Origin of the sequence: Aminobacter sp. MSH1 (assembly GCF_003071665.1) — a bacterium.
GTDB classification, from domain to species: domain Bacteria; phylum Pseudomonadota; class Alphaproteobacteria; order Rhizobiales; family Rhizobiaceae; genus Aminobacter; species Aminobacter niigataensis.
Window position 1 is genome coordinate 1180180 of the sequence record NZ_CP026265.1, and the last position, 25924, is coordinate 1206103.

Genomic DNA, 25924 nt, shown 5'->3' on the forward strand with positions numbered 1-25924 from the left:
GGGTCGGCCCTCAGGCCGAATGCGCCGGGTCGGCCTCCAGCATCTTCTGCCATTGCCGCGTGCCTTCGGCAAAGGCTGCCTCGCAATCCTTGACCATGCGCCTCAGCCCGGCGACGGGCTCATCGGCCGCAGCCGCTTCGAGCGCTTCGGCAGCCTGCAGCAGGCGCGGAAATCCGAGCGAACCGGCCGAGCTTCGCGTCGCGTGGGCGAGATCGCCGAGGGTCTTGCGATCGCCGGTTTCCAGGGCATCGTGCATGGACCTAAAACGTCCGGGCAGGCTGTCGTGGGCGATGCGATGCAGCCGCTGCACCGTCTCGGCGCCGAGCGCGTCGAGATCGGCCTGGCAGGCCGCAACGTCGAGCGCGACGATGGGCTGACGGGTTGCGGCCGGGCGCTTGGCCAGTGCTGCCACCGCATCGAGCAGATGCTCGTGGACGATGGGTTTTGCCACGAAGGCATCGACGCCTGAATCGAGGTAGCGGTCGATATCGGACTTGAACACATGCGCCGACATCGCAATGACGGGCAGGTCGGGCGCCGACAGCGCGGTGCGCAGCCGTTTCATCGTCTCGATGCCGTCTATGCCGGGCAGGCTGACGTCCATCACCACGATCTCGGGCTTGAAGTCGGCAATGGCTTCCAGGGCAAGGTAGCCCGAACTCACCGCCTTCACATGGTGGCCGGCCTGGGACAGCAGCGTGGTCGAGACTAGCCTGGTGGCGTCGTCGTCCTCGACGAGCAGAATGTTGCGCGGCGAGGCCGCGGCCTTGCGCGTACGGCGGCTCCTGACGGCGGGAAGGCCGGCTTCGAGCGCGGCCTTCTGTAACGGCATCTCGAGCGTGAAGATGCTGCCTGCGCCCTGGCGCGAACTGACCGAGAGATCGGCACCCATGAGCCGGGCGTATTCGCGGCTGATCGCCAGGCCCAGTCCGGTGCCGCCGAAACGGCGAGTGATGGAGGCGTCCATCTGGGTGAAGGCCTGGAAGATGTCATCCTGCCGTTCCGGCGAAATACCGATGCCGGAGTCCGAAACGGCGAGCCGCACGGTCTGCGCCTGCCTGGCGCTGGCGGCGAGCGTCACCTTGACCCGGACATGGCCGTGCTCGGTGAACTTGATCGCGTTGCTGACCAGGTTGAACAGGACCTGGCGGATCTTGCCGGCGTCGGCGGTAAAGGCAGGGGCCAGCTTCGGGTCGATTTCGAGCCAAAGGTCGAGGCCCTTTTCCGTCGCCATCGGGCGCATGAAGGCGACGACGCCGGTAACCAGCTTCGACAGGTCGAAGTCGACCTTCTCGACGGCGACATTGCCCGACTCGACCTTGGAGTAGTCGAGGATGGCGTTGAGGATGCCGAGCAGCGCCTCGCCGGAATTCGCCGCGACCGACAGGTGCTCGCGTTGCCTGGGGCCGAGCCTGGTGTCGGCGAGCAGGCGCATCATGCCGAGCATTCCCGTCATAGGCGTCCGGATCTCGTGGCTCATGGTGGCGAGGAACGCCGACTTGGCGCTGCTTGCCTGCTCGGCCCGCGCCCGCGCCTGGTCGTGGTCGATCGCCTCCTGGCGCAGGCGGGTGTTGACCTGCCTGATCTGCTCGGTCTGCTCCTCGACGAGTTGCTGGAGCTCTTCGCGGTGACGCCTGAGCTCGTCGGTGATGCGTTCGCGGTCCTGCTCCAGCTCGAGGCGCCGGCGCGACTCGTCGCGGAACTGGTTGACGGCGACGGCCATGGTGCGCAGTTCGTCGTCGCCGGTGTCGGTCACGGTGACATCGAGGTCGCCTGCCGTCAGCCGCTGCATGGCGCGCGAAAGGCTGCTCAAACGGCGGACAAGGTTGCGCTCGACATAGAGCCAGACGATCGCGCCCGAAGCCAGGATGGCGCCGAGCAGGGTGACGACGAGCACGATGACGCCGATGCGGACGGCGTCGTCGGCGCGGTCGGCCGTTGTCCTGGCGAACTCGTCGGAGCGGTCGAGAATGTCCCGGGCGACCTGATTCTGGGTCACGGCAAGATCGCGATTTGCCTGGGCCATGGCGTCGAGCCTGCCGGCCAGGTCGATGACCTGCTGGCGGCGGCCGAAGATCGAGCCCGACACCGGCACCTCGCCGGCGGCGGCCTCGATGGCGCCGAAGAAGGCGACGCCCTGCTTGCGCCGCACCGGATCGTCGATGCTCAGGATCCGGCGCCGGATGACTTTCATGTGGTCCTGGAAGATGCCGCTGATCTCGCTGATCTCGGAGCGCGACTCTGCCCGGCCAAGCCGGTTGATCAAAAGGCTTACCTGGGCGCTGCGGTGGCGCAGCTCATACATGCGCTCCATCAGGTAGATGTCGTGCTCGATCAACCGGTCGACGGCGGTGTAGGCGTCTTCGCGGCGCGCGGGATCGCCGATCAGTCCGTACAGATTGGCCGTCACCGCCGAGGCACCGGCGGACGCGTTGGAAATCAGCGTCTCGGAAAGCAGCAGGATCGACTGGGCAGCTGTTGCCGCAGCCTCCGCGCCTTCGCGATAGGCCTTGTCCTCGTCCAACCGCTGGCGCACCAGCTCGTTGTTCTCCTTGAGGTTGGCGAGCATCTTTTCGACCGAGCCGGCAAACTCCTCGACGAGCTTGGGATCGATCGACAGCCGCCTGACCTCGGTCAGCGACTTGACGAGTTGTTGCGACAGCTCAGAGAGCTTGCCTTGCTCGGCCAGCAATTCGTCGGGCGAACGCACGGCGGCAAGGGCCGGGGCGGTGGCAATCAGCTTGGCGCTGAGTTCGGCGGTGTGCTGGGTTGCCGCCACCGCGGGAAGCGCCTGTGCGTTCACCACGGCCTGGGCGTCGGCGATGTTGCGCAGGATCAGCCAGCTGGCGATGCCCGACGACAACGACAATCCCGTGATGCACAGGAAGGCGAGGAACAGCCTTCCGCCGATACCGAAACGATGAAGCATGGACCATATAACCATGGTTTGCGCTGCCGACGTAAGCTGTCTAGCTTGCGCCGATGAAATTGCCGGCACGCCTTGATCGCTCGAGCTTCCTTGTTGCCGCCTTGCTGGCGCTCGGTGGCGGTCATCCAGCCATGGCCGAGGATGCTGCGGGCACATGGAAGCTCAATGCGTGGGAGGAGCCGTTCGGTTATTCCCGGCCGGCGACGGCGATCGACTACCAGCCGGTGGCGAAGGCCGCGAAAGCCTGGCGCATCTGCGCCTCCTATCCGCATCTCAAGGATTCCTACTGGGTCAGCGTCAACTACGGCATGGTCGAGCAGGCGCGCTCGGCCGGCGTGAAACTGACCGTCGTCGAAGCTGGGGGGTATCCCAATCTCGACCGCCAGATCGAACAGATCAGGACCTGCAGCGCCACCGCCGACGCCTTGATCGTCGGGACCGTGTCCTATGAAGGGCTGACGCCGACGATCAAGGAGATCGCTCGTCGCATCCCGGTCATCGCCTCGGTCAACGACATCGACGGCGCCGGCATCACGGCCAAGTCGGGCGTTTCGTGGGAGGAGATGGGGCGGTCGATCGGCGCCTATCTCGCCCGCCTTCATCCCGCCGGCACCATGCCGGTCAGGGTGGCGTGGTTTCCCGGGCCCAAGGGGGCCGGCTGGGTCAAGTTCGTCGAGGCCGGTTTCCGCGGCGCGCTGAAGCAGAGTTCGGCCGAAATCGCCGCCGTCAAATGGGGCGACACCGGCGTGGAGATCCAGCTGCTTTTGATCGAGGAACTGCTCGAGACGCAGCCCAATATCGACTACATCGTCGGCAGCGCGCCGACGGCGGACGCCGCAGTCAGCATCCTCAGGGCCCAGGGGCGGGCAAACCAGGTGAGGATCCTGGCAGACTATTTCACCCATGGCACCTTCCGGGAAATCAACCGGGGCAAGGTCGTGGCCGCGCCCACTGATTCGCCGCCGCTGCAGGGCCGCATCGCCATCGACCAGGCCATCCGGGCGATCGAAGGCACGCTACGCTATCGCCATGTCGGGCCGCCGGTCGAGATTGTCGACCGGACCAACGTGCAGTCGCTCGATCTCGAGCGAAGCCTGGCGCCGGCCTGGTTCAAGCCGACCTTCCAGGTCCAGTGAGGCGGCCTGACCGCTGTCCGGTTACAATTTTTCACATAAGCGCCGCCGATTTTCACGTATCTCGGCGGACTGGTTCACAGCCTGCAGGTAGCCTGACGTTCAGGATCTCACGATTGCTGCGAGGAGAGCGGTGATGGCTACGACAGGTGAAAACTACCCCGCCGTGACCTCCGGCCCGCCGCGGCCGAGTCTCATCCTGCAGCCCGGGCTGCTGTTGCCGGGCATGGAGCGTTACCATGTGCCGGGCTTGGGCGCCGCACTGATCGAGATCGAGGCCGGCGACCGCGTGACGGTGCGCAACCTCGAGGGCGGCCAGCCTTGCGAGCTGGTGGCCTTCGATGCCGCCGGCAAGGCCGATCCGGGCATCCTGGGCACACGCTCGAACAGCGATGCTGCCGGGCTCAAGGCGCTTCTGGTCGACGGCGACGACAGCCTGCAGGCGTTCCGCGCCGGGCTGGCGCGGCGCAAGCTCGAACTCGGCCGTGTCGAGGCCGTGCGCTTCTTCGATGGTGCGACCGCTGCAGGCACCGAAGAGAGCTTCACCGTCACCCGTCCGGGCACGCTGGTGGTCGCTGCCCCCGGTGCTGCGATGGCGATCGACAGCCATGACACCTCGACGCCGCTTGCGGTGATGATCAAGCACGCGACGATCAGGCCCGCCGGCAAGTCCGACCTGCCCGATCCGCTCGCCGATCCGCTGCTCGACCTCAGGGTCAAGTCGAAGACGGCCGAGTCCTTCTTCGTCAAGGCCGGCGACTACATCCAGATCATCGACGTCGACGGTCGCCAGTGCACCGACTTCCAGTGCTTCTCGGCGCGCAAGCTCGACAAGGGCCGCGACCTTGCCCTCGACGTCACCGCCACCCGCTCGCTGATGGGCCACGCCTATCCGATGCCGGGCCTGCATGCCAAATATTTCGACCAGGATTTCGAGCCTTTGGTCGAGGTCATCCAGGACACCTGCGGCCGGCACGACGCGTTCGCGCTCGCCTGCTACGCCAAATATTACGACGACATCGGCTATCCCGGCCACATCAACTGCTCGGAGAACTTCAACGGCGCACTGACCCCGCATGGCGTCAACGCCCGTGCCGGCTGGATGGCGGTCAACTTCTTCTTCAACACCGGCATCGACGCCCATGGCGTGATGTTCTCCGACGAACCCTGGTCGCGGCCGGGCGACTATGTGCTGCTGAGAGCCCTGACCGACATCGTCTGCGTCTCCTCGGCCTGCCCCGACGACACCACCCCGGCCAATGGCTGGAACCTCACCGACATCCACGTCCGGACCTATTCCGGCCAGCACAAATTCTCGCGCGCGATCGCCAGACGCACGACCCCGGAGGCCGAACCCAAAATGACCCGTGAGACCGCCTTCCATTCAAGCTTTGCCAAGCACACGCGCAACTTCATCGAATACAAGGGCTTCTGGCTGCCGCAGGAATTCGCCAAGGAAGGCCCGATCGAGGAATACTGGGCCTGCCGCCAGAAGGCGGTGGTGATGGATCTTTCCGCCCTGCGCAAGTTCGAGGTGACGGGCCCGGATGCAGAAGCCCTGATGCAGTACACGCTGACCCGCGACGTCAAGAAGCTCGGCGTCGGCCAGGTCGTCTATACCGCGATGTGCTACGAGCACGGCGGCATGATCGACGACGGCACCTTGCTGCGCCTCGGCAAGGACAATTTCCGCTGGATCTGCGGTGACGACTATTCCGGCGTGTGGCTGCGCGAAGTGGCGGAAAAGCTCGGTCTCAAGGTGCTCATCCGCTCCTCGACCGACCAGATGCACAACATCGCCGTGCAGGGCCCCAACAGCCGCGACATCCTCAAGGAGATCGTCTGGACGCCGCCGCACCAGCCGGCGCTCAGCGAGCTCGAATGGTTCCGCTTCACCATCGGCCGCATCGGCGATGCGCAAGGGGTGCCGATCGTGGTCTCGCGCACCGGCTATACCGGCGAGCTCGGCTACGAGGTCTGGTGCCATCCGCGCGACGCCGAAAAGGTCTTCGACGCGGTGTGGGAAGCGGGCCAGCCGCATGGGCTCAAGCCGATGGGCTTTGCCGCCCTCGACATGGTGCGCATCGAGGCCGGGCTGATCTTTGCCAATTACGAGTTCTCCGACCAGACCGACCCGTTCGAGGCTGGCATCGGCTTCACCGTGCCGCTGAAGACCAAGACCGACGACTTCATCGGCCGCGAGGCGCTGATCAGGCGCAAGGACAACCCGATCCACAAGCTGGTCGGCCTCGACATCGACAGTAACGTCGTCGTCGGCCATGGCGACTGCGTCCATATCGGCCGCGCCCAGATCGGCATCGTCACCTCGTCGATGCGCTCGCCGGTGCTGAACAAGAACATCGCGCTCGCCCGCGTCGACGCCACCCACGCCAATGTCGGCACCGAGGTCGAGATCGGCAAGCTCGACGGCCACCAGAAGCGCCTGCCGGCCAGGATCGTGCCTTTCGCCCACTACGATCCCAAGAAGGAAAAGCCACGGTCGTAGGCGTAAGCTCCAAAGGCCACGCAAAGCAAAAGCCGCCGATTGCTCGGCGGCTTCGCGGGAGGATGGTCGGCCAATGGCCGACGCGGGAAATATGTTTCAGCTGACCGGCTCGGCAATCCTTGCAGGGGCTGGGGCCGGTGCGGGCGCGTCAGTGCCGAGCTTCATGCCCGGCTTCAAGCCGAAGGTGTCGGCGAGGCCAGCGCCAGAGAGCTTCTGCCCGGCTTCGGTACGGACCTTGAAGATCTCCACCACACCACCCTGCACCGAAATGCCGATGCTGCGCTCGCCGATCGAGACGATCTCGCCGGGCTTGCCGGTGACATCCTCGAACCGGCGTGCCAGGTGCTTGCGCGCCTCGAACAGCCGCACCTTGGTGCCGTTGACCGTCGTCCATGCGCCTGGCGCCGGGTCGCAGCCGCGGATGAGGTTGTGGACGGTGTCGACATGGGCGTGCCAGTTGATCTTGGCTTCGGCATCCTTGCACCAGCCCTCGTAGGAGGCCTGGCTCTCATCCTGCTCGACTTCACTGTGCTTGCCCGCAACGACGAGGTCCGCCGCCTCCAGCATGGCGTCGACTCCGAGCGGGAACAGCCAGTCGAAATAGACGCTGCCGAGCGTGTCGTCGGGACCGATGTCGACGTTCTTCTGCAGGATCACCGGGCCTTCGTCGAGGCCGTCGGTCGGGCGGAAGATGGTGAGCCCGGTCTGGGTGTCGCCTTTGATCACTGGCCAGTTGATCGAGCTCGGGCCGCGATACTTCGGCAGCAGCGAGGGGTGGTACTGGATGGTGCCGTGCCTGGGGATGTTGACGAAGTCCTGCGGCGCGAACTGCAGCACATAGGCCATGACGGCGAGATCGACATCGAGCGCACGCAGCGCGTTTTCCGCCGCTTCGCCCTTGAGGCTCGGCAGCTGGAAGACCTTCAGGCCGGCCTTTTCGGCCGCCACCCGCAGCGGGTCTGGCTTGGCGCCGGCCTTTTCTGGTGCGCAGAACACACCGGCGACTTCATCGCCGCGGGCCAGGAACGCCTCCAATACGCTTTGTCCGAATGCCTGCTGTCCAATGATGGCAATTCGCATGATGCTGTACTCCTCCAGAATTTGGCAAAGCTTCTCCGAGCCTTGCCGGGGGCAGGGTTGCCGATGTCCTCAGGGATGATTGGAGAGCGCCCCGCCTTCAGGCGAGGCGCGGTGTCAGCGGCCGGTGTTGATCCAGACGACCTTGGGCTCGGTGAAATTCTCGACCGCCATGTCGCCATGCTCGCGGCCGAAGCCGGAATCGCGGGCGCCGCCCCATGGCAACCTGATGTCGGTCGGGCCGTAGGTGTTGACCCAGACGGTGCCGGCCTTCAGCCGCCGCGTGAAGCGATGGGCCCGGCCGATGTCGCCGGTCCACACGCCGGCAGCGAGGCTGTAGACCGTGCCGTTGGCGATGCGCAGGGCGTCCTCGTCGTCCTTGAACTTGATGACGGTGGCGACCGGTCCGAATATCTCTTCCTGCGAGATGCGCATCTCGTGCTCGACGTCGGCAAAGACGGTCGGCTGGACGTAGTAGCCGACGTCTCCATGGCGGCTGCCGCCGGCGACCAGGGTGGCGCCTTCGTTCTTGCCGATCTCGATGTAGTCGAGCACGCGCTTCATCTGCACTTCGGAGACCAGCGGCCCCATGGCAGTCGAGGTTTCGCGCGGGTCGCCGATGCGGGTGGAATTCGCTCGTGCCGCTAGACGCTCGACAACTTCGTCATAGATGGATTCATGGGCGAGGATGCGCGACCCGGCCGAGCAAACCTGGCCGGTGTTGAAGAAGATGCCGGCACCGGCTGCCTTGACCGCGGCATCGAGGTCGGCGTCGGGGAAGATGATATTGGCCGACTTGCCGCCGAGTTCCAGCGTCACCCGCTTCAAATTGCCGGCGGCACCGCGCAGGATCTGCCGTCCCACCACCGGCGAGCCGGTGAAGGTGACCTTGTCGATGTCGGGATGGTCGACGATCGCCTGACCGGCGATCTTGCCGAAACCCGGCACGACATTGAGCGTGCCGGCGGGGAAACCGGCTTCGAGCGCCAGCTCACCGATGCGGAGCGCAGTCAGCGGTGTGATTTCGGCCGGCTTCAGCACGACGGTGCAGCCGCAGGCCAGCGCCGGCGCAATCTTCCACATGCCGATCATCAGCGGGAAATTCCACGGGATGATGGCGCCGACGACGCCGAGCGGCTCGCGCACGGTGTAGGTCAGCGCGTCCTGGCGCGCCGGGATGACCTGGCCGTTTATCTTGTCGGCCATGCCGGCATAATAGACCAGCGTGTCGATGACCGCCGGCAGGTCCTGGCGGCGGATGGCCGAAACCGGCTTGCCGCTGTCGAGGCTTTCCAGGTTGACCAGCTCGTCCTCGTTCTGGCGGATCAGCTCGGCCAGCCTGAGCATCAGCAGGCCGCGCTCGCTGGCGCGCATCCGGCCCCAGTCGCCCTCGAAAGCAGCGCGGGCAGAGCGTACGGCAGCATCGACATCGGCCGCGTCGGCCTCGGCGATCCTGGCGATGACGTTGCCTGTCGAGGGGTCGAGCGTGTCGAAGGTGCGGCCGGAGAGCGCGTCGACCCGCTTGCCGTCAATCAGCAGCTTTTGGGTCCAGTCGGAAAAGGCGTATACCACGGGTCTTCCTCCACATATGAACTGCAGTTCCTATATCGCGATGGAAGCTCGGTTCCTCCAGCCACCGCCGCGAGACTGATCTCACCGTAGGAAAGATATTTTCCTGTGGGAATAAGATATTTATTGCCTAACTTTGCGCCCTGAGACATGATCTCGACTGCCGGTTTGCCGATAGAGAAGATATGAATGTTAGTTCATATCTGCTTCGGCCGAGGCGGTTGGGAGGTAGCGATGATCCGTATCGAGATCGATCCCGTCTGGCGCTTCAGGCGCAGCGCGGATTCACAATCCTTGCAGATCATGCTCGGTTTCCTCGCCGAGATACGGGCGAGCGGCAAGATCACCAAGGCCGCCGATCTCGCCGGCGTCTCCTACCGCCACGCCTGGAACCTGATCGAGAAGTGGTCGGCTTTTTTCGACACGCCGCTGGTGGTGCGCAAGCAGGGCAGCGGCACGAATCTCACGCCCTTTGGCGACAAGCTGGTGTGGGCCGGCCAGAGGCTCGAGGCGCGCCTGGGACCATTGCTGCAGAACCTGTCGCAGGAACTGGAGACCGAGATCAACCAGTTGCTGCCGCATGGCCCGCTGATCCTGCGGGTCCACGCCAGCCATGGTTTTGCGGTGCCAAAACTCAGGGAACTGCTCAGCCGCGAGCCAGATATCGGGGTCGATTTCCGCTATGTCAGCAACCAGAATTCGCTGGCCTCGCTGGCGCATGACGGTTGCGACCTGGCCGGCATGCACCTGCCGCAGGGCGAACTGCGCAAGCGCGCCATCGCGGCGAGCAAGGGCTGGCTGACGCCGAGCGCGCATCGCGTCATCGGCTTCGTGACGCGCGAGATGGGGCTGATGGTGGCGCGCGGAAACCCGCTCGGCATCACCTCGCTCGAGCGGCTGCTCGATCCGCAGCTCCGTTTCGTCAACCGCGACCCGGATTCCGGCACGCGGATGCTGCTCGGCCACCTGCTCGCCCAGCACCACATCGACAGCTCCCGCATCAACGGCTACGAGCATGCCGAATTCACCCATGCCGCCGTTGCCGCCTATGTTGCCAGCGGCATGGCCGATGTCGCCTTCGGCGTCGAAGCCGCGGCGAGGCAGTTCGATCTCGACTTCGTCCGGCTGGTGACCGAGGACTACTTCTTCGTCTGCCGCAAGGAGATCCTGGAAGTCGACGCCGTCAAGCGCGTGCTGTCGATCATGCGCGGCGAGGAATTCCACGCCGCGATCTCGCAATTGCCGGGCTACAGCGTCAATGACGCCGGCTCGATCAAGACCGTGCGCGAGGTGTTCCGGACGACGGAGTAGCGGTGCATGCGAGGCGGGCAGCGGCTTGTCCGGACCCGAGTTCGCCATCACTCGTCGACGCCATCCAGCAGACGCCACTCGGCGCCGGCTGGATGGACCAAGCCAAGGCAGTCGCCGCTAGCGCGCGGCGACGCCGACAGCCTATTCTGCGCGAGCGCGAAATATGATGGCAGCGAACATCAGAACGCCGGCGAACACCACGAAGGACGACACGGCAACTACTGGCCCCATTGACGGGTTCCCGGTCAAGAGCAGGTAGAGAGCGGGCGTCATCACGATCACTCCGCCCGTGTAAACATAGTACTGCGCTTTCGCTAAACGGGTCCCGGCGCCACGCGGGTTAAGCGCGTGAAATGTCCCGAAAATGGACATTGTCACCCAACCCAGCAGGTTTGTATGCGCGTGCGCGCCAGTCGCAGCGAAGTTTTGAGTAATCGACATATGCAGACCGACCAGAATTCCGGCCACCAGGAAGCAGATGGCGGTAATGAAGTACATTCTGGAAATATTTGGCATTTTCCCCTCAAGATTTCATGGTTTTCAAAAGTCGACAACGGAACAAATATTTGCGCGCTCCGATCACCAGCAGAGCGTTCGCTTGGCTGCCGCAGTTGCTCTCGCACGGTCAGGTTTGGGCTGTCACTTCCTTGAACATCACATTGGGACGTCCGGTCATGAAGATGAGACGAGCAGTCATATCCTCATGCCGTTGCCGGCAAAGTGACCGGCGAGGCACCTGCTAGCCGATGTTGCGCCGCCTGGCGTCGGGACCCTTCCAGCCGCCGAGCATGTCGAATGCCTCCAGCCCGTCCGCCGGCTGGTCTTGCTGCGAAGGTGAGCCGGTCAACGTGACATATGCCCATGCCTTGCCAAGTGCCCGGCCCCAATATGAAGGTTGCTGGTGAGCGGGTTGCTCCACCGGTGATTCACCGATCTGCTGCATGTGAACGGCTTCGTCTGGCATGCTCGTGCCCCTCCCTGGCGCTCGCTCCCTTGTTCGATCTTGCGCATGTCTCGCAGGCCACCACGGGCCGGCAAGCAGGCTTATGAGCAAAACCGAGGATATCTGTCTGTTATGCCGATCACCCTGTCACTGCCTCGAGCGAGGCGAGCGAGCACATTGGGACGTCCGGTCATCAAGTTGAGACGCGCAGTCATGCGTTTGGCGCGCGGCTTGTTGCCGGCTCGATCAGGCGCCGCCAAACCAGGGTGCAAGAGGCTGGCGCAACGCAAGAAGCATACATTGCGCGCGCCAGCCACCGGCAGAGCATTCGGTGAACTGCCAGTGCTGGCTTTGCCATCGTCAGATTGCGCTGTCACTGCCCCGGACGAGGCAGCCGCGCAGATTGGGACGTGCAGTCATCAAGATGAGACGCTCGGTCAAGGCGCCCGATCAATCCCTCATGATAGGAACGTTATTGCTCCCCATGTGCGAATCTTGAGGTTTGTTGTGAAAAATTCTGCCAGAATTACTACGATTTACGCCATTTTTATCCTGGGACTGGCCTCGGCACAGGCCGCAGACGTGATCAGCGAGCCAGTTCCGGCGCCGGTTGCTGAACGCTTCGCCTATGACTGGAGCGGTCTCTACATCGGCGTCCATGGCGGCATCGGCGGTGGCGAATTCGATAATTCCTACCTCATTGAAACCGAGGTTGGCCCGATTGGCTACAACGTCAGCGACAGGGCGTTCGGTGGTTTCGGTGGTGTTCAGGCCGGCTACAACCACCAACTCGCGCCCAATTGGGTCGCGGGCGTCGAGGTGGATTTCTCCTTGTCAGGGATCAAGGCCGAACACAGCGAGTCGTCGAGCGAAGGCTTCAGTTCTCGCTACGCGATCCAGATCGACTGGTTCGGCACGCTGCGTGGCCGTCTCGGCTACGCCCAGGACAATATCCTGTTCTACGGCACGGGCGGCGCCGCCTATGGCAGGATTTCGTATTCCGACAGCGATAGCGACGGGTTCAACGAGGCGCTTGCCGACACCAATTTGGGTTGGACCGCCGGCGCCGGCGTCGAATATGGCATCACCAACGACATCACGCTGAAGACAGAATATCTCTACGTCGATCTCGGCAGCCTGAAGGCGACGAATCTTATCTACACTGGAGATCGGATCGAAATGGATACCGCATTCCACACGCTCAAGACCGGCCTGAACTACAAGTTCTGATCAGGGAGCGTGAGACGCAAAGGGCGGCTTTCGGGCCGCTCTTTCCGTTTGGTGCGCGGCCTGCAAAATCGCCGGCCTGCGGCACAGGTCACCCTGTCTCTTCCAACTCTCCGCCTCGAGCAGACGCAAGCCAGGCTTCGACGATCGCGCCGCCGTTGCCGCCGCCCTGTTTCAGCAAGGTCTCATACTTTGCCATCCGCAATGAGTCCCTGGCGAGCGTGCGGACGGAACTCGGACTGATCCGATAACGCTTCTGGAAGGCCCGGCTGAAGTGCGCCTCGCTGCGAAACCCGTGGTTGCGGGCAATGGCGGCTATCTTGTGATCCGGGGTTGACCGCAGGATGCCCTGCAAACTCCCCCTTAGCCGTTCGGCGAGCATCCAGCGCTGTACGCCGCCATGCGGCTCGAACAAACGGAACAGTTTCGATCGCGAAATGTTCAGGAAGGCAGCCAACTCATCCGGACCGAAGTCGGGATCGGACAGCCTTAGTCGCGCGGTCGACGATGCGCGCTGGAAAAGGAATCGCTTGTCGCGCCTTTCGCGCGTTGCCGGGGCCGCAAACGCAGCAGCGGCAAAATGCAGGATGCCATCAACGATCACCTGGCTCTGGTGGATGCTGAGACCTTCGATATGCTCCACGAGTGCCTTGATCTGGATCCCCAGCATGGCGCCGGCGTGGTCGTTCGCCGTCAGCACGAGGCCGTGAGCGTTGTTCTGGAACTCGGCCGGCACGCTGGCCTTGTCGAAGGTCAGCGCGATCGCTTCAAAGCCTGAAGTTTCACTCTCATAGGGCAACGAATAGTCGACGACGACGATGTCTCCGGGCTCGTGCTCCTGGATCAATCCGTCGTAGTTGCCCGTGACCTGTCCTTCCAGGACCATGAACAGCACCATATGCGGGGTCGGTCGATCGTCGATGACCTGTTGCGTCCGCGACATCGACAACGCCGAACCGCCATTCACGTGCAGGAACGCTCCCGGAAGTTGCCAGCTGTAGCCATGGAAATCGAAAAGCGCCGGGTCGGATTCTTCAGGGATGGAACAGTCGACCAAGAGAGAAAGCGCATTCTTCCAGGCGGCGAAACATTCTGCGCCAGGCGGGAATGGCCATTCGTCGCGCTGTGGCGTCGCCATACCAAATGTGCTGTCGCCCTTGCCCATCCGCAACCGGTGTCTCTACTTCTTGTGGCCGGTACAGCACCGATCGACCTGTATGAGGTGAGGTAATGTCGAAGTAGTCAATAGCCTTGGGACGCTCGGTCAAGCAGTTGAGACGTACAGTCATGGTGACAAGCCGGCAGCGTGCCGAACCGGCGCACAGAATCCAGGTTCGGCTCGTCGCTTCGATGAAACGGCGAACGAGCCCGGATATCGTTGCGCGGAGCGTGCGGACCGACTGTGCTGCTGATTTAGTGGAATTGATCCGCTGGTGGAGCTGAGGAGGATCGAACTCCTGACCTCGTCATTGCGAACGACGCGCTCTCCCAGCTGAGCTACAGCCCCGTCCAGCGGATGGCCGCATTTATTGGCTGCGCGCGGCTTCTGTCAAGCGGCACGTGACGCAGGGGCGACATGGCCTGCGCCACCAACCGTGGTGGCAATCGCAAGGCTTTGCTCCCGTTGCCTGACCAAGTCCTGTCCAACGCCGGCATTCATCCTTCGCCGGGAGGACCTTTGCTCCGTGGTCTTGCTCAGGCCTGATCCTCCGCGGCGCATTCGCTCGACCTCGGCGCCTCGATCGATGCGGCCAGACGACCGGGGCTTGCCGCAAAAGCGTGCAATGGCTAAATGTCGGCAACACATTGGAGAACGGCATGCTCGCCCTCATTCAGACGATCGTTCTGGCCCTCGACCTTTACTGGTGGATCATCATCGCCTCGGCGATCTTCTCCTGGCTCTATGCCTTCAACGTCGTCAACTCGCGCAACCAGTTCGTCGGCACCATCGGCAACATGCTGTTCCGCCTGACCGAGCCGGCGCTGAAGCCGATCCGCCGCTTCATGCCCGATCTTGGCGGCATCGACATTTCGCCGATCATCCTTTTGCTGCTGCTGTTCTTCGTGCGCCAGTTCATCCTGACCACCGTGCTGCCGCTCGTCATCTGAGCGACCGGCGGTGTCCGGCTTCTTCAGGGAATGCCGTGACGGTGTCGAGTTGTTCGTGCGGCTGACGCCGCGTGCCGCGAAGGATGCGGTTGAAGGTATCGAGACGACCGCCGACGGGCGCAGCCATCTTTCGGCGCGCGTACGCGCCGTGCCCGAAAAAGGCGAGGCCAATGCAGCGCTGGAAAAGCTGTTGGCTGCGTCGCTCGACATGCCCAAGAAATCGATCGCGGTGATTGCCGGTGGTGCCTCTCGGCTGAAGACGGTGCGGGTTGCCGGTACGCCGGGCGACCTCGAACCCAGGCTCGCCCGGCTGGCGGGACGAAAAGACTGAGATCTCTGGATCGAAGGGCTGCCGCGCGGCATACTCGCGGCCAGTGGCGTGAAGTCGCCGGCGGGGCCGATGTGGCCATCGCCCATCCCCGGGGAGGCTGAGATGCGCAGGCTGGTTCTCGCAATCGCGCTGGTGGTGCCGTGGAGCATGGCGGCGGCGGAAGAAATCTCGAGCGCCTATACCGAGATCAGGGCCGAGCAGGATTGCGTCACCTACGAGAAGGCCGGGGCCGACGATGGCGATTTCGCCAATTTCGCCTGTCCCGGATATCGCGGATATCCGGTGCTGATGTTCACCGGCGATCTCAGGGTGTCGATGTTCTACGGCTTCCCGCCCGCCAAGCTCGACGGCGTGCCGTGGCAGAGCTTCGGCACCTTCAACTCGACCGGCGGCAAGATCGAATGGCGCATCTCAAGTCATGACGGACTGTCGGTGCCGTTCGCGACCATTCACCGCTGGTACGTGCAGGACGAAGCCAGCGAGGCCAAGCAGATCGAAGTGCTGGTGGTGGCGAAGGTCGGCCAGCCGGGCAAGGCGGATGGCTGCGCGGTCGGGCTGGTGCTGGCGACAGGAAAGCCCAATGCCAACGACCTGGCACGCAAGATCGCCGACGAGCAGGCCCGCGATTTTGCCTGCGGGGCCGATGAGCGCGTGCTTATCGGCGAGCCCATTCCCGAATTCATCTCGGTCGACAAGACGGCGAATTAAGGCGCGGACGGCTGGACCGCCCGCGCCCGGGATTTGATCGGCTCCGGCTCGGAGCGAAAGGCCTCAGGCCTTCTGCTTGGCGCGTTCGATCGCCTCGACGATCATCTTCTTGGCGTAGGCGGCGTCATGCCAGCCCTCGATCTTGACCCACTTGCCGGGTTCGAGATCCTTGTAGTGCGCGAAGAAGTGCTCGATCTGCTTGAGCGTGATCTCGGGCAGGTCGGTGTATTCGAACACGTCCTCGTAGCGGCGGGTCAGCTTGGGTGAGGGCACGGCGATGACCTTCTCGTCCTGGCCGGCATTGTCTTCCATCACCAGCACGCCGATCGGGCGCACATTGATGACGCAACCGGGGATGAGCTGGCGGGTGTTGCAGACCAGCACGTCGATCGGATCGCCGTCGCCGGAAAGCGTATGCGGCACGAAGCCGTAGTTACCCGGATAGTGCATTGGGGTGTAGAGGAAACGGTCGACCACCAGCGTGCCGGCTTCCTTGTCCATCTCATACTTGATCGGCTGCCCGCCAACGGGCACCTCGACGATCACGTTGACGTCTTCGGGTGGATTCTTGCCGATCGCGATTGCATCGATGCGCATGAGGGAAGCTCCAGATTAAAGGTGCCTCCCGATAAACGCGTTGGGCCGCGTGTGCAATGCAATATTGATTCGACCAAAGGCCAGTGGCGGGCCCAACAAGCGTGCCGCGCCGGGGTCACTCCCAGACGAACGCGACTTTCTTCAGCGCTTTCTGGTCGAAGACTTCGACGCCCTCGGCGATGTCGCGGCCTCCGGCACCGGCATAGAAGGACAAGGCGTTCTCGTTTTCCTCGAGTGCCCAGACCACCATGCCCTTGAGGCCATGGTCGGCGAGGCGCTGGCGGGCAGCAGCAAACAGGCGGCTGCCGAGGCCGATGCCCTGGCATTCGGGGCGCAGGTAGAGTTCGTAGATCTCGCCCTGCTGCTTGAGTTCGCGGGCGCGGTTGCGGCCGAGCGTGGCATAGCCGGCAATCTTGCCGCCGATTTCGATGACCAAAACGGTGGCGGCGCGACGGATCGCGTTGGCCCACCATTCGCCGCCACGGCGGTTGATCATGGCGGTCAGGGCGCGGTGCGGGATGATACCGGAGTAGGCGCCGCGCCAGGCTTCGTGATGCACTTCGGCGATGGCATCCGCGTCGCGGGGCTCGGCCTTCCTGATGTCGATTGTCAGCGTGTTCATAGTTTCTTAACCATAAACCGCGTTTCGGCCGTTGCAAAGAGTCCGCCGACGCGCTGGCCGGCCTTTCACAGGATTGGGAACGAGATCGGCGCCCAGTGTGTCCGAATGGACTCAGCAGTCGGCGCCTGACGCCTGACGCGTCAGATTTCGACGAGGTGGTCGTCGAGTTCGTTGACGTCGGTTGTCGACACGGGGAAATGCCGGGACAGCAGGCCGCCGACAGTGGCGATGGCCGCAACGAAACCGTCGGCGAGGCGGTTGTCGCGGGCTTGGGTGGTGAGATCGCGGACGATGCCGTCCCAGGTGTCCTGCGGCACCTTGGCGTTGATGCCGGCGTCGGCGACGACTTCGGCATAGCGCTCGGCAAGCGAAACGAAGATCAGCACGCCGGTGCGTTCGCTGGTCAGATGAACGTTGCGGGCGAGGAACTGCCTGAGCGCATTGGCATGGGCCGCGCGCCAGAGCAGCCGGCGCGGTACCAGCCAGAGGCGCAAGCCGGGCAACCACCACAGCAATGCACAGGCGGCGGCGACCGCCAGCAACTGGACGACGACGAAGTGCGGCAGCCGGACCGCGACCCACCAATATTCGAGCGCGAAAGCCGCCGCGAGGCTGACAAGAAGGATGCCCAAAGTGACGGCGAAGGCCGCGGCGAAGAAATAGCCGTCGCTGCGGCGGGCGACGACGCAGTAGATCTCTCCCGACGTTTCGGTTTCGGCAGCACGGATAGCCGCTGCGATGCGTTCATGGTCGCCGGAATTGAGGGTCACTTCAGCCATTTCGTCCTACCAGCTTCCCGAAGAGCCGCCGCCGCCGGAGGAGCCACCGCCACCGGAAAAGCCGCCCCCACCCGACGACCATCCGCCGCCACCGCCGCCCGAAGACCAGCCACCTCCGCCCGACGTCCAGCCACCGCGAGACGAGGAGCCGGAGCGCTGGTTGTAGTTGAAGGTCATGCCCAGCCATTCGTAGCGGCCAGGACCGAGCTTGCGGCCATAGATGCGCGGCAAGATGGCCATGGCCATGCCGCCAAAGAACAAAGCTGCCCACAGTGCGATGAAGACGAAAAAGATGATGTCGTCTTCGCTCATGCCCGACAGGCCGGTCTGCTCGTTGCGTTTTGCCCGCGCCTCGAGCTCGGCACCTTCACCCTCGACCACCATGACGATATCGTCGACGGCGCTGGAGATGCCGCCGGAGAAATCGCCACCGCGAAAGGCCGGCACCATGGTGTTTTCGATGATCAGCTTGGTATGCAGGTCGGTCAGCACGCCTTCCAGGCCATAGCCGACCTCGATGCGCATGCGCCGGTCGTTGGGCGCGACGAGCAGCAGCACGCCGTTGTCCTCGCCGGCCTGGCCGAGCTTCCAGGCGCGGAACAGGCGGTTGGCGTAGGGCTCGATTTCCTCGCCGTCGAGGCCGGGGATGGTGGCGACGACGATCTGGTCGGAAGACTTCTGCTCGAAAGCCTGGAGCTTCTGGACAAGTTCGGCCTCGGTGGCGGCATCAATGATGCCGGCATCGTCGACGACGCGACCAGTGAGGGCGGGCAACTCGGCGGCGACGGCGGTTACTGGAACCCACAAGAGAAGAACCAGGGCAGCAAGAGCAAGGACGTGTCTAAGCATTCCCCTCTGGCCGGCCGGCCGTCTCCCCCGCAAGGGGAGAGATTGGCAGCGTCGGCTGTGACGCTGACCCTTCAAATTTTTTGATTGGCGCGGGCCGTGCGGCGGGCTGATCTCCCTCCTTGCGGGGGAGATGGCCGGCAGGCCAGAGGGGGGTGACCAGACGCCCGCGCTCAAGATCATTTCTGCAACTTTACCGGAGAGGTCCAGCGATGCTTATCGTCCTCACCCGCCCTGCTTGGTGCCGAAGTTGACCTTGGGTGCCTCAAGCTTGTCTTCGGCGACGGTGAAGTTCTGGAACGGCTCGTTGCGGAACCAGAAGGTGTTCCAAAGCATGGCAGGGAAGGTCTTGAGCGAGGTGTTGTAGACGCGAACGGTCTCGATGTAGTCGCGGCGGGCAACGGCGATGCGGTTTTCGGTGCCTTCGAGCTGCGCCTGCAGCGCGAGGAAGCTCTGGTTGGCCTTCAGGTCGGGGTAGTTCTCGACGACGGCGAGCAGGCGCGACAGCGCGCTGGTCAGGCCGGCCTGGTTTTCCTGGAAGGCCTTGAAGGCATTGGGGTCGGTCAGCGTCTCGGGCGTGACGGTGACCTGGGTGGCCTTGGCGCGGGCCTCGACGACGCCTTCGAGCACATCCTTTTCATGCGAGGCGTAGCCCTTCACGGTTTCGACCAGGTTAGGGATGAGGTCGGCGCGGCGCTGATACTGGTTCAGCACCTCGCTCCATGCGGCTTTCGCCTGCTCTTCCTGGGTCGGGATGGTGTTGTAGCCGCAGGCCGACAGGAACGGCACGACAAGCATCAAAACGAGAAACGCCGGGAGAAGGCGGAAAGAAGGAAGTCCCGGCGAAGCTTGCATCTGCATTGGAATGTCCCCTCGACAAAGCGACTGATAGCACAGCATTATCACAAACATGCGCGGAGAAAACCGTTCGCGCCATGGCGATGATGCCGGGAGAGTTTTGACGATGGCTTCGCCGAGAGACAGCGACGGCGAAAAGGAATCCCGCCGCATCCTCGACCGCATCGCGCGCGAGAGCGATCCCGGCGGCGCCTCCTTCGTGGCGCGCAAGGCCGACGAGATGCGCAATCATCTCGCTGCCGCAGATGTCGACAAGGCTGACCCGATCGAGCATCTGGGCACGCGTATCGGCCGCATCCTCGGCTTCGTGCTGACGGTCGGCCTGGTGCTGTGGCTGATCAACTATCTCGTTCGAGGCGGATGACTTCATGACAATTCAAGCCGAGACAGCCGCGCCACGCGCGGTGATCGTCGTGTCGAGCCATGTCGCGCGCGGCTCGGTGGGCAATCGTGCGGCGGTGTTTGCGCTGGAAACGCTGGGGCACCCGGTCTGGGCGGTGCCGACCGTCATGCTGCCGTGGCATCCCGGCCATGGCCGGGCGACGCGCATCGTGCCGCCGACCGAACAGTTTTCCGCCTTCATGGCCGATCTCGAGCGGGCGCCCTGGCTCGGCGAGGTGACGGCGGTGCTTTCCGGCTATCTCGGCGAAGCCGGCCAGGTAGAGGCGGTGGCCTCGCTGGTCGAGACGGTGAAAGCGCGGAACCCGAAGGCGCTTTACGTCTGCGATCCCGTCATCGGCGATTCCGGCGGGCTCTACGTCGCAGAGGCGCTGGCGTCCGGCATTCGCGACCGGCTGCTGCCGCTGGCCGACATAGCCACGCCCAACCGCTATGAACTGGAATGGCTGACTGGCACCAAGCTCGACGACATGCGGGCGACGATGGCGGCAGCGCTCGCGGCACCGCCTCCGACCATGCTGGTGACTTCGGCCCCGGCGATGATGGCTGGCGGCACCGGCAACCTGCTGGTCACGCAGACACAGGCGCTACTGGCCGAACATCGCACCGTTGAGCGGCCGCCGAACGGGCTCGGCGACCTGAGTGCTGCCGTTTTCCTGGCGCGGCTGCTGGCCGGGCAGCCGGCAGCCAAGGCTCTGCAGTCGACCACGGCCTCGGTCTATGAGATTCTTGCCCGCACGTCGAAGCGCGGCGGTGACGAACTGCAGCTCGAAACCGATGCGCAGAGCCTGTCGCATCCGATGGCGATGGTCGAATTGCGCACGCTGATCCACCCCTCCAGGAGCCGCAAGGCGTGACGATTGCCGGCGTCGACGGCTGCAAGGCCGGCTGGATCGCGGTGATCCGCAACGACGCCGGGACGTACGCTCAAGTCTTCGGTAGCTTCGCAGAATTGCTGGCGGCGATGCCCGATGACACCGTGGTGGCGGTCGACATGCCGATCGGGCTTCCCGATTTCACGACCAAGGGCGGGCGTGGGCCGGAGGCACTGGTGCGGCCGTTGCTCGGCCAACGGCAGTCGAGCGTGTTTTCGATCCCGTCGCGGGCAGCGGTCCATGCCGAGGCGGCAGCCTTCACCGATATCGAGGCCTGGTATGCCGCCCATCGCCGGTCGAGCGACGTGGCGATGCGCACGTCGGTGCCGCGGCGCGGCGTGTCGATCCAGGCGTTCGGCATCTTTTCCAAGATCCGCGAGATCGATGCATTGATGATCGCCCGGCCGGAACTGCGCGGGCGGGTGATCGAATCGCATCCTGAGGTGGCGTTCTGGCGACTGAACGGAGGACAGGCGATGAGCCTGCCGAAGAAGATCAAGGGCAGCGTCAATCCCGCCGGCATGGCAGAGCGCAAGACGTTGCTGGCACGCTGCGGTCATGAGCGCAGTTTTCTCGATCAGGCGCTGCCGCGCGGGGCGGCGACAGACGATTTCCTCGACGCCTGCGCGATGATGCTGATTGCCGAGCGGCACCGGCGCGGAGAAACGGTGAGTTTTCCGTCGCCGCCCGGGCGGGATAGCCATGGCATTCCTGTCGCGATCTGGGTTTAATGCCGTCATCCGACACGGAGGCGTGCGATGAGACCCATTCGTGCGATGGCGGTGGCCCTGGCGTTGCTGGTGACTGTCAGTGGGGTTGCACAGGAGAGCATCGTCGACCGCTGGTATGCGGCGCTGCTCAAGGCTGACGGGGCGGCCCTTTCGGAGCTGCTGGCCGAGAATGCCACGATCCGGCTCGACGACATCGGCGTGACCCAGAGCAAGCAGGAATTTCTGGCCTCCATGGACGAGTGGCAATCGGCCGTGAAGGGCGCCACGATCCGCCACAAGGTCGAAGCGGAGATGGGCGACACGGTGGCCGTGCGCACCTGCTACGATTTCCCCAACAACGACATGACGACGCGCGAGACCTTCACCACCAAGGACGGCCTCATCGTCGCCAACACCCAGATGACCATCGGCGAGAATTGTGACGGGTTCTGAGCCTATTTCAGGCGGGTCATCAGCGCCGGCTCGGGCAGCCGGCGCCAGGTCAGCCATGACAGGATGGCAGTGAGGCCCATCAGCGGGATGACGGTGGCCAGCGCGTTGACCGGATCGCCCATCCAGGCTGCGGCAGCGCCGCCGACCATACCCGCACCCATCTGGAAAAAGCCCATCATCGCCGAGGCAGCGCCGGCATTGCTGGGGAACGGAGCAAGGGCTGCCGTCATCATGGCCGGCATGACCATGGCAATGCCGAAGGCGTAGATGCCGACCGGAACCATGACGCGCAGGAAAGTGGGTTCGTAGGTCCTGAGCACGATGGCCATGGCAATCGAGCCGACGGCGACGAAGAACAGGCCAACCGGCACCATGCGTGCCGCCCCGTAGCGCGGCATCAGCCTGCGCATGATCAGGGCACCAGCCATGAAGTTTGCCGTCTGCATCAGCATGCCGACGCCGAACTGGGTGGCGGTCAGGCCGACACGGTCCATCAGGATGAAGGCAAGCACCGTCGCTTGCGTATAGATCGCACCGGAGGTTCCGGCGATGACCAGGCTGCACAGGACGAAGTAGGGGCTGCGCAGCAGCGAGCCGTAGGAACTCGCGAGTGCAGCGGGTCGGATGCGGCCGAGATCGCGCGTCACCGTTTCGCGCAGGGCGAAGATGGCGACCAGCATGACGACGATGCCGAGCAGCACCATGACGATGAAGATGGCGTGCCAGCCGAAGAATTCCATGGTCAGGCCGCCCAGTGTCGGGGCGATTGCGGGGCCGAGCGCCAGCAATATGCCGATCATGTTCATGATGCGGGCAGAGCGCTCGCTGGTGAAGACGTCGCGGACCACCGCGCGCGCCACCGAAACGCCGACGGCGGCACCAACGCCTTGGAGGAAGCGTGCGGCGACCAGTGTCTCGATGTTGGGCGCGACCAGTGCAAGCACCGATGCGGCGAGATAGATCGCCATGAAGACGAGGGTGATCGGACGGCGGCCGAAACCGTCGGAAAGCGGGCCACAGACGAGCTGGGCGAAGGCGAAGCCGCCGAAATAGAGCGACAGGGTCATCTTGACCGCCGCCTCGGTGGTGCCGAAGGCCTGGACGATCTCGGGCATGGCCGGGGTGAAGAGCGCAAGCGAGATCGGGCCGATGGCGACCATCAGGCCGCCGATCAGGGAAACCCGGCGTTCGCTCATGATCGGAGCGGGGGCGGCTTCCAGCGGTTCGGCAGCAGCGGCAACGTCGGGACGCATGTTCATGCCGCCGTGCTTTCGGTCGACTGGGCTTCGGAGCGGGAGGTCAGCAGATTGGCGCGGGCAGCCCTGAGGGCAACGAGAAGGCGCTGCCAGTCGTCGGGATCGATACCCTGCGCCGCGTCGCTGCGGATGCCGGCGGCGATGGGTTCGATCTGCGCAACAACGGCCGCGCCCGCGTCGGTCAGCGTCACGAGCTTGGCGCGGCGATCGGCCGGGTCGGGCTGGCGCGCGACATACCCCTTGCCTTCGAGCCGGTCGACAAGACCGCTCAGCGTCATCGCCTCGATGCCGAGGCGCTCGGCGAGAGCGGTTTGGCGGATCGGGCCGGCACGGCGGACGTTGAACAGCACGCGGCCCTCGCCGGTGGTCAGGCCAAGGCCCGCTTCTCCGGTACGGCGGTCCATCTCGGCGCGGATGATGCGCGACAGGTCGTTGACGATGAAGCCGAACGTGTCTGTTTCGCTGCTGGCGGGCATATTAATAAGCAATCCTTATTATATGGCTTGCTTAGTTTGCCATGGGCGGCGAGTCAATGCGGTTGCGCAGCTTCCGGTCCGGCCCTACATCGAAGCTGTCTGCACCCGAATGCCAATCGAGGAAGCCATTCCATGTCCGTCAGCCCAAAAATCGATCTCGCGCGTCATCCGCTGACCCATTGGGCCGGGCCGCTTGGCCTGCCGGATTTCACCAGGATCGAGGACGGCGATTTCGGCCCGGTGTTCGACGCGGCACTCGCGGCGCATGCCGCAGAGGTCGACGCGATCGCGGCCAACGCCGAACCGGCAACGGTTGCCAACACGCTCGAGGCGCTGGAGCTGGCAGGCGTCGCGCTCGACCGTGTCTCGTCGATCTTCTGGTGCCGGGCCGGTGCCCATACCAACGATGCGATCCAGGCGATGGAGCGCGAGATCTCGCCGAAGATGGCCCGCCACTTCTCGGCCATCTCGATGAACGAGCAGCTGTTCGCCCGCATTGACGATCTCTACGCCCGCCGCGCCGCGCTCGGTCTCGATGCCGAGACGCTGCGGGTGCTCGAAAAGACCTGGAAGGGTTTTGTCCGCTCCGGCGCCAAGCTCGACCCCGAGGGCAAGAAGCGGCTGGCCGCCATCCAGGAGGAACTGGCGTCGCTCGGCGCCAAGTTCGGCCAGAACGTGCTTGCCGACGAAAAGGAATGGGTGCTGTTCCTCGACGAGGGCGACCTTGCCGGTCTGCCCGAATTCGTCCGCGGCGCGATGGCCCAGGCTGCCGAGACGCGCGGCCAGAAGGGCAAATATGCCGTCACCCTGTCGCGCTCGATCTATGAGCCCTTCACCACCTTCTCCGAGCGGCGCGACCTGCGTGAAAAGGCCTTCAAGGCGTTTGCCGGCCGTGGCGAAACCGGCGGTGCGACCGACAATGCCGGCGTGGTGCGCGATACGCTTCGCCTTCGCGCTGAAAAGGCGAAGCTGCTGCGTTACGACAGCTATGCGGCGCTGAAGCTCGACGACACCATGGCCAAGACGCCGAAGGCGGTGATGGAGCTGCTCGAGCCCGTCTGGAACAAGGCGCGCGAGAAGGCTGCCGCGGACGAGGCCGAACTGCAGAGGCTGGCGGCAGCGGCTGGCAGCAACGACAAGCTCGCCGCCTGGGACTGGCGCTTCTACCAGGAGAAGCTGCGGGCGGAGAAATATGCCTTCGACGAGGCCGAACTGAAGCCCTATCTCCAGCTGGAAAAGATCATCGACGCCTGCTTCGACGTGGCGACGCGGCTGTTCGGCGTCACCTTCAAGGAAAAGCCGGGCATTGCCGCCTGGCACCCGGATGCCCGGGTGTTCGAGGTGTTCAACGCCGACGGCAGCAAGCGCGGCCTGTTTCTGGCCGACTATTTCGCGCGGCAGTCGAAGCGTTCCGGCGCATGGATGAGTTCGCTGCAATCGGGCCACAGGCTGGGCAAGGGCTCGACGCCCGTCATCTACAACATCATGAACTTCGCAAAGCCGGCGGCAGGCGAGCCGGCGCTGCTGTCGCTCGACGAGGCCAAGACGCTGTTCCACGAGTTCGGCCACGCGCTGCACGGCATGCTCACCGACGTCACTTGGCCGTCGGTGTCGGGCACCTCGGTCAGCCGCGACTTCGTCGAGCTGCCGTCGCAGCTCTACGAACACTGGCTGACAGTGCCGGCGGTGCTCGAAAAGCACGCGCTGCACTACAAGACCGGCAAGGCGATGCCGAAGGAACTGCTCGACAAGATGCTGGCGGCCAAGACGTTCGGCGCCGGCTTCGCCACCGTCGAGTTCACCTCGTCGGCGCTGGTCGACATGGCTTATCACGCGCGTCCCGATGCGCCGGCGGAGCCCGCGGCCTTCGAGGCGGAGACGCTGGAAAAGCTCGGCATGCCCGAGGCCATCGTCATGCGCCACCGCACGCCGCACTTCCTGCATGTGTTCTCGGGCGAGGGCTATTCGGCCGGTTACTACTCCTACATGTGGTCGGAAGTGCTCGATGCCGACGCTTTCGCCGCTTTCGAGGAGACGGGCGACGCCTTCAATCCGGCGATGGCCGAAAAGCTGCGCAAGCACATCTATTCGGCCGGCGGCTCGGCCGACCCGGAAGAACTCTACAAGGCCTTCCGCGGCAAGATGCCGTCGCCCGAAGCGATGATGGAAAAGCGCGGCCTGACCTGAATCTCCTGAGCTAACGCGGATCC

Annotated in this window: 25 protein-coding genes and 1 tRNA gene; 12 read left to right on the forward strand and 14 right to left on the reverse strand. The window is 64.3% G+C overall.

Annotation, left to right across the window (positions count from 1 at the left end; all coding sequences use genetic code 11):
* Window positions 1-10: 10 nt before the first annotated feature.
* Window positions 11-2929 (reverse strand): TMAO reductase system sensor histidine kinase/response regulator TorS, encoded by a 2919-nt coding sequence (gene torS, locus CO731_RS05805; RefSeq protein ID WP_159091567.1) that lies wholly within the window; start codon window positions 2927-2929, stop codon window positions 11-13.
* A 53-nt stretch (window positions 2930-2982) separates the two neighbouring features.
* On the opposite strand from torS, the gene torT reads away from it, so the two are divergent.
* Both torT and CO731_RS05815 read left to right on the forward strand, forming a co-directional pair.
* A complete protein-coding gene (torT, locus tag CO731_RS05810; protein WP_108609655.1) occupies window positions 2983-4065 on the forward strand; it encodes a TMAO reductase system periplasmic protein TorT in 1083 nt (360 codons plus the stop codon).
* A 133-nt stretch (window positions 4066-4198) separates the two neighbouring features.
* The gene (locus tag CO731_RS05815) at window positions 4199-6568 is read left to right on the forward strand and encodes an aminomethyltransferase family protein (protein ID WP_108606347.1); all 2370 of its coding nucleotides are present in this window, start codon (window positions 4199-4201) and stop codon (window positions 6566-6568) included.
* A 96-nt stretch (window positions 6569-6664) separates the two neighbouring features.
* Here the strand turns inward: CO731_RS05815 and CO731_RS05820 are convergent, their stop codons facing one another.
* Window positions 6665-7648 carry a methionyl-tRNA formyltransferase gene (locus tag CO731_RS05820; protein WP_108606348.1) on the reverse strand — a complete coding sequence of 328 codons (984 nt, stop codon included), beginning with the start codon at window positions 7646-7648 and terminating at the stop codon, window positions 6665-6667.
* A gap of 114 nt (window positions 7649-7762) precedes the next feature.
* A complete protein-coding gene (locus tag CO731_RS05825) occupies window positions 7763-9217 on the reverse strand; it encodes an aldehyde dehydrogenase family protein (RefSeq protein WP_108606349.1) in 1455 nt (484 codons plus the stop codon).
* Window positions 9218-9448: 231 nt separating this feature from the next.
* On the opposite strand from CO731_RS05825, the gene CO731_RS05830 reads away from it, so the two are divergent.
* Entirely contained in the window at window positions 9449-10525 is a 1077-nt protein-coding gene (locus CO731_RS05830) for a substrate-binding domain-containing protein (protein ID WP_108606350.1), read from the forward strand.
* A 141-nt stretch (window positions 10526-10666) separates the two neighbouring features.
* Here CO731_RS05830 and CO731_RS05835 read toward each other — a convergent pair whose 3' ends face one another.
* Window positions 10667-11041 (reverse strand): hypothetical protein, encoded by a 375-nt coding sequence (locus CO731_RS05835; RefSeq protein WP_108606351.1) that lies wholly within the window; start codon window positions 11039-11041, stop codon window positions 10667-10669.
* A 223-nt stretch (window positions 11042-11264) separates the two neighbouring features.
* On the reverse strand, window positions 11265-11489 hold the full coding sequence (locus tag CO731_RS05840; RefSeq protein WP_108679418.1) for a hypothetical protein: 225 nt from the start codon (window positions 11487-11489) through the stop codon (window positions 11265-11267).
* Window positions 11490-11681: 192 nt separating this feature from the next.
* Here CO731_RS05840 and CO731_RS05845 point away from each other — a divergent pair, with 192 nt between their 5' ends.
* Window positions 11682-12698, forward strand: a complete 1017-nt coding sequence (locus CO731_RS05845; RefSeq protein WP_245439642.1) for an outer membrane protein — start codon at window positions 11682-11684, stop codon at window positions 12696-12698.
* Window positions 12699-12786: 88 nt separating this feature from the next.
* Here the strand turns inward: CO731_RS05845 and CO731_RS05850 are convergent, their stop codons facing one another.
* Together CO731_RS05850 and CO731_RS05855 are read right to left on the reverse strand one after the other, a co-directional pair.
* On the reverse strand, window positions 12787-13860 hold the full coding sequence (locus CO731_RS05850) for an AraC family transcriptional regulator (RefSeq protein ID WP_245439644.1): 1074 nt from the start codon (window positions 13858-13860) through the stop codon (window positions 12787-12789).
* A gap of 266 nt (window positions 13861-14126) precedes the next feature.
* Window positions 14127-14202: transfer RNA gene (locus CO731_RS05855), tRNA-Ala, on the reverse strand.
* Window positions 14203-14513: 311 nt separating this feature from the next.
* On the opposite strand from CO731_RS05855, the gene CO731_RS05860 reads away from it, so the two are divergent.
* From CO731_RS05860 to CO731_RS05870, 3 genes are all read left to right on the forward strand, one after another.
* Entirely contained in the window at window positions 14514-14804 is a 291-nt protein-coding gene (locus CO731_RS05860; protein WP_055975475.1) for a YggT family protein, read from the forward strand.
* 10 nt (window positions 14805-14814) lie between these two features.
* Window positions 14815-15135 (forward strand): DUF167 family protein, encoded by a 321-nt coding sequence (locus CO731_RS05865; RefSeq protein WP_108606353.1) that lies wholly within the window; start codon window positions 14815-14817, stop codon window positions 15133-15135.
* A 102-nt stretch (window positions 15136-15237) separates the two neighbouring features.
* Window positions 15238-15843, forward strand: a complete 606-nt coding sequence (locus CO731_RS05870) for a hypothetical protein (protein ID WP_108606354.1) — start codon at window positions 15238-15240, stop codon at window positions 15841-15843.
* Between the two features lie 63 nt (window positions 15844-15906).
* On the opposite strand, the gene ppa is transcribed toward CO731_RS05870, so the two are convergent.
* The 5 genes from ppa to CO731_RS05900 form a co-directional block, all read right to left on the reverse strand.
* Window positions 15907-16440 carry an inorganic diphosphatase gene (ppa, locus tag CO731_RS05875; protein WP_108606355.1) on the reverse strand — a complete coding sequence of 178 codons (534 nt, stop codon included), beginning with the start codon at window positions 16438-16440 and terminating at the stop codon, window positions 15907-15909.
* Between the two features lie 115 nt (window positions 16441-16555).
* Window positions 16556-17062, reverse strand: coding sequence for a GNAT family N-acetyltransferase (locus CO731_RS05880; protein ID WP_055975030.1), 507 nt, complete (start codon window positions 17060-17062; stop codon window positions 16556-16558).
* A 140-nt stretch (window positions 17063-17202) separates the two neighbouring features.
* Window positions 17203-17841, reverse strand: coding sequence for a TPM domain-containing protein (locus tag CO731_RS05885; protein ID WP_108606356.1), 639 nt, complete (start codon window positions 17839-17841; stop codon window positions 17203-17205).
* A 6-nt stretch (window positions 17842-17847) separates the two neighbouring features.
* Window positions 17848-18690, reverse strand: coding sequence for a YgcG family protein (locus CO731_RS05890; RefSeq protein WP_199914565.1), 843 nt, complete (start codon window positions 18688-18690; stop codon window positions 17848-17850).
* A 222-nt stretch (window positions 18691-18912) separates the two neighbouring features.
* A complete protein-coding gene (locus CO731_RS05900; protein WP_108609659.1) occupies window positions 18913-19542 on the reverse strand; it encodes a LemA family protein in 630 nt (209 codons plus the stop codon).
* A gap of 109 nt (window positions 19543-19651) precedes the next feature.
* Between CO731_RS05900 and CO731_RS05905 the strand changes: the two genes are divergently transcribed.
* The 4 genes from CO731_RS05905 to CO731_RS05920 are packed head-to-tail and all read left to right on the forward strand — an operon-like array spanning window position 19652 to window position 21982.
* Window positions 19652-19909 (forward strand): hypothetical protein, encoded by a 258-nt coding sequence (locus CO731_RS05905; protein ID WP_055975022.1) that lies wholly within the window; start codon window positions 19652-19654, stop codon window positions 19907-19909.
* A gap of 4 nt (window positions 19910-19913) precedes the next feature.
* Window positions 19914-20801, forward strand: coding sequence for a pyridoxal kinase PdxY (gene pdxY, locus CO731_RS05910; protein WP_183262830.1), 888 nt, complete (start codon window positions 19914-19916; stop codon window positions 20799-20801).
* On the forward strand, window positions 20798-21550 hold the full coding sequence (locus CO731_RS05915) for a DUF429 domain-containing protein (RefSeq protein WP_108606358.1): 753 nt from the start codon (window positions 20798-20800) through the stop codon (window positions 21548-21550). Before pdxY ends, CO731_RS05915 begins: the two co-directional genes overlap by 4 nt.
* Before the next feature lie 27 nt (window positions 21551-21577).
* Window positions 21578-21982 (forward strand): nuclear transport factor 2 family protein, encoded by a 405-nt coding sequence (locus tag CO731_RS05920; RefSeq protein WP_108606359.1) that lies wholly within the window; start codon window positions 21578-21580, stop codon window positions 21980-21982.
* Window positions 21983-21984: 2 nt separating this feature from the next.
* Here CO731_RS05920 and CO731_RS05925 read toward each other — a convergent pair whose 3' ends face one another.
* Both CO731_RS05925 and CO731_RS05930 read right to left on the reverse strand, forming a co-directional pair.
* On the reverse strand, window positions 21985-23241 hold the full coding sequence (locus CO731_RS05925; protein WP_108606360.1) for a multidrug effflux MFS transporter: 1257 nt from the start codon (window positions 23239-23241) through the stop codon (window positions 21985-21987).
* A complete protein-coding gene (locus tag CO731_RS05930) occupies window positions 23238-23714 on the reverse strand; it encodes a MarR family transcriptional regulator (RefSeq protein ID WP_108606361.1) in 477 nt (158 codons plus the stop codon). The genes CO731_RS05925 and CO731_RS05930 overlap by 4 nt, the downstream gene beginning before the upstream one ends.
* 132 nt (window positions 23715-23846) lie before the next feature.
* Here CO731_RS05930 and CO731_RS05935 point away from each other — a divergent pair, with 132 nt between their 5' ends.
* A complete protein-coding gene (locus CO731_RS05935) occupies window positions 23847-25901 on the forward strand; it encodes a M3 family metallopeptidase (protein WP_108606362.1) in 2055 nt (684 codons plus the stop codon).
* Window positions 25902-25924: the final 23 nt, after the last annotated feature.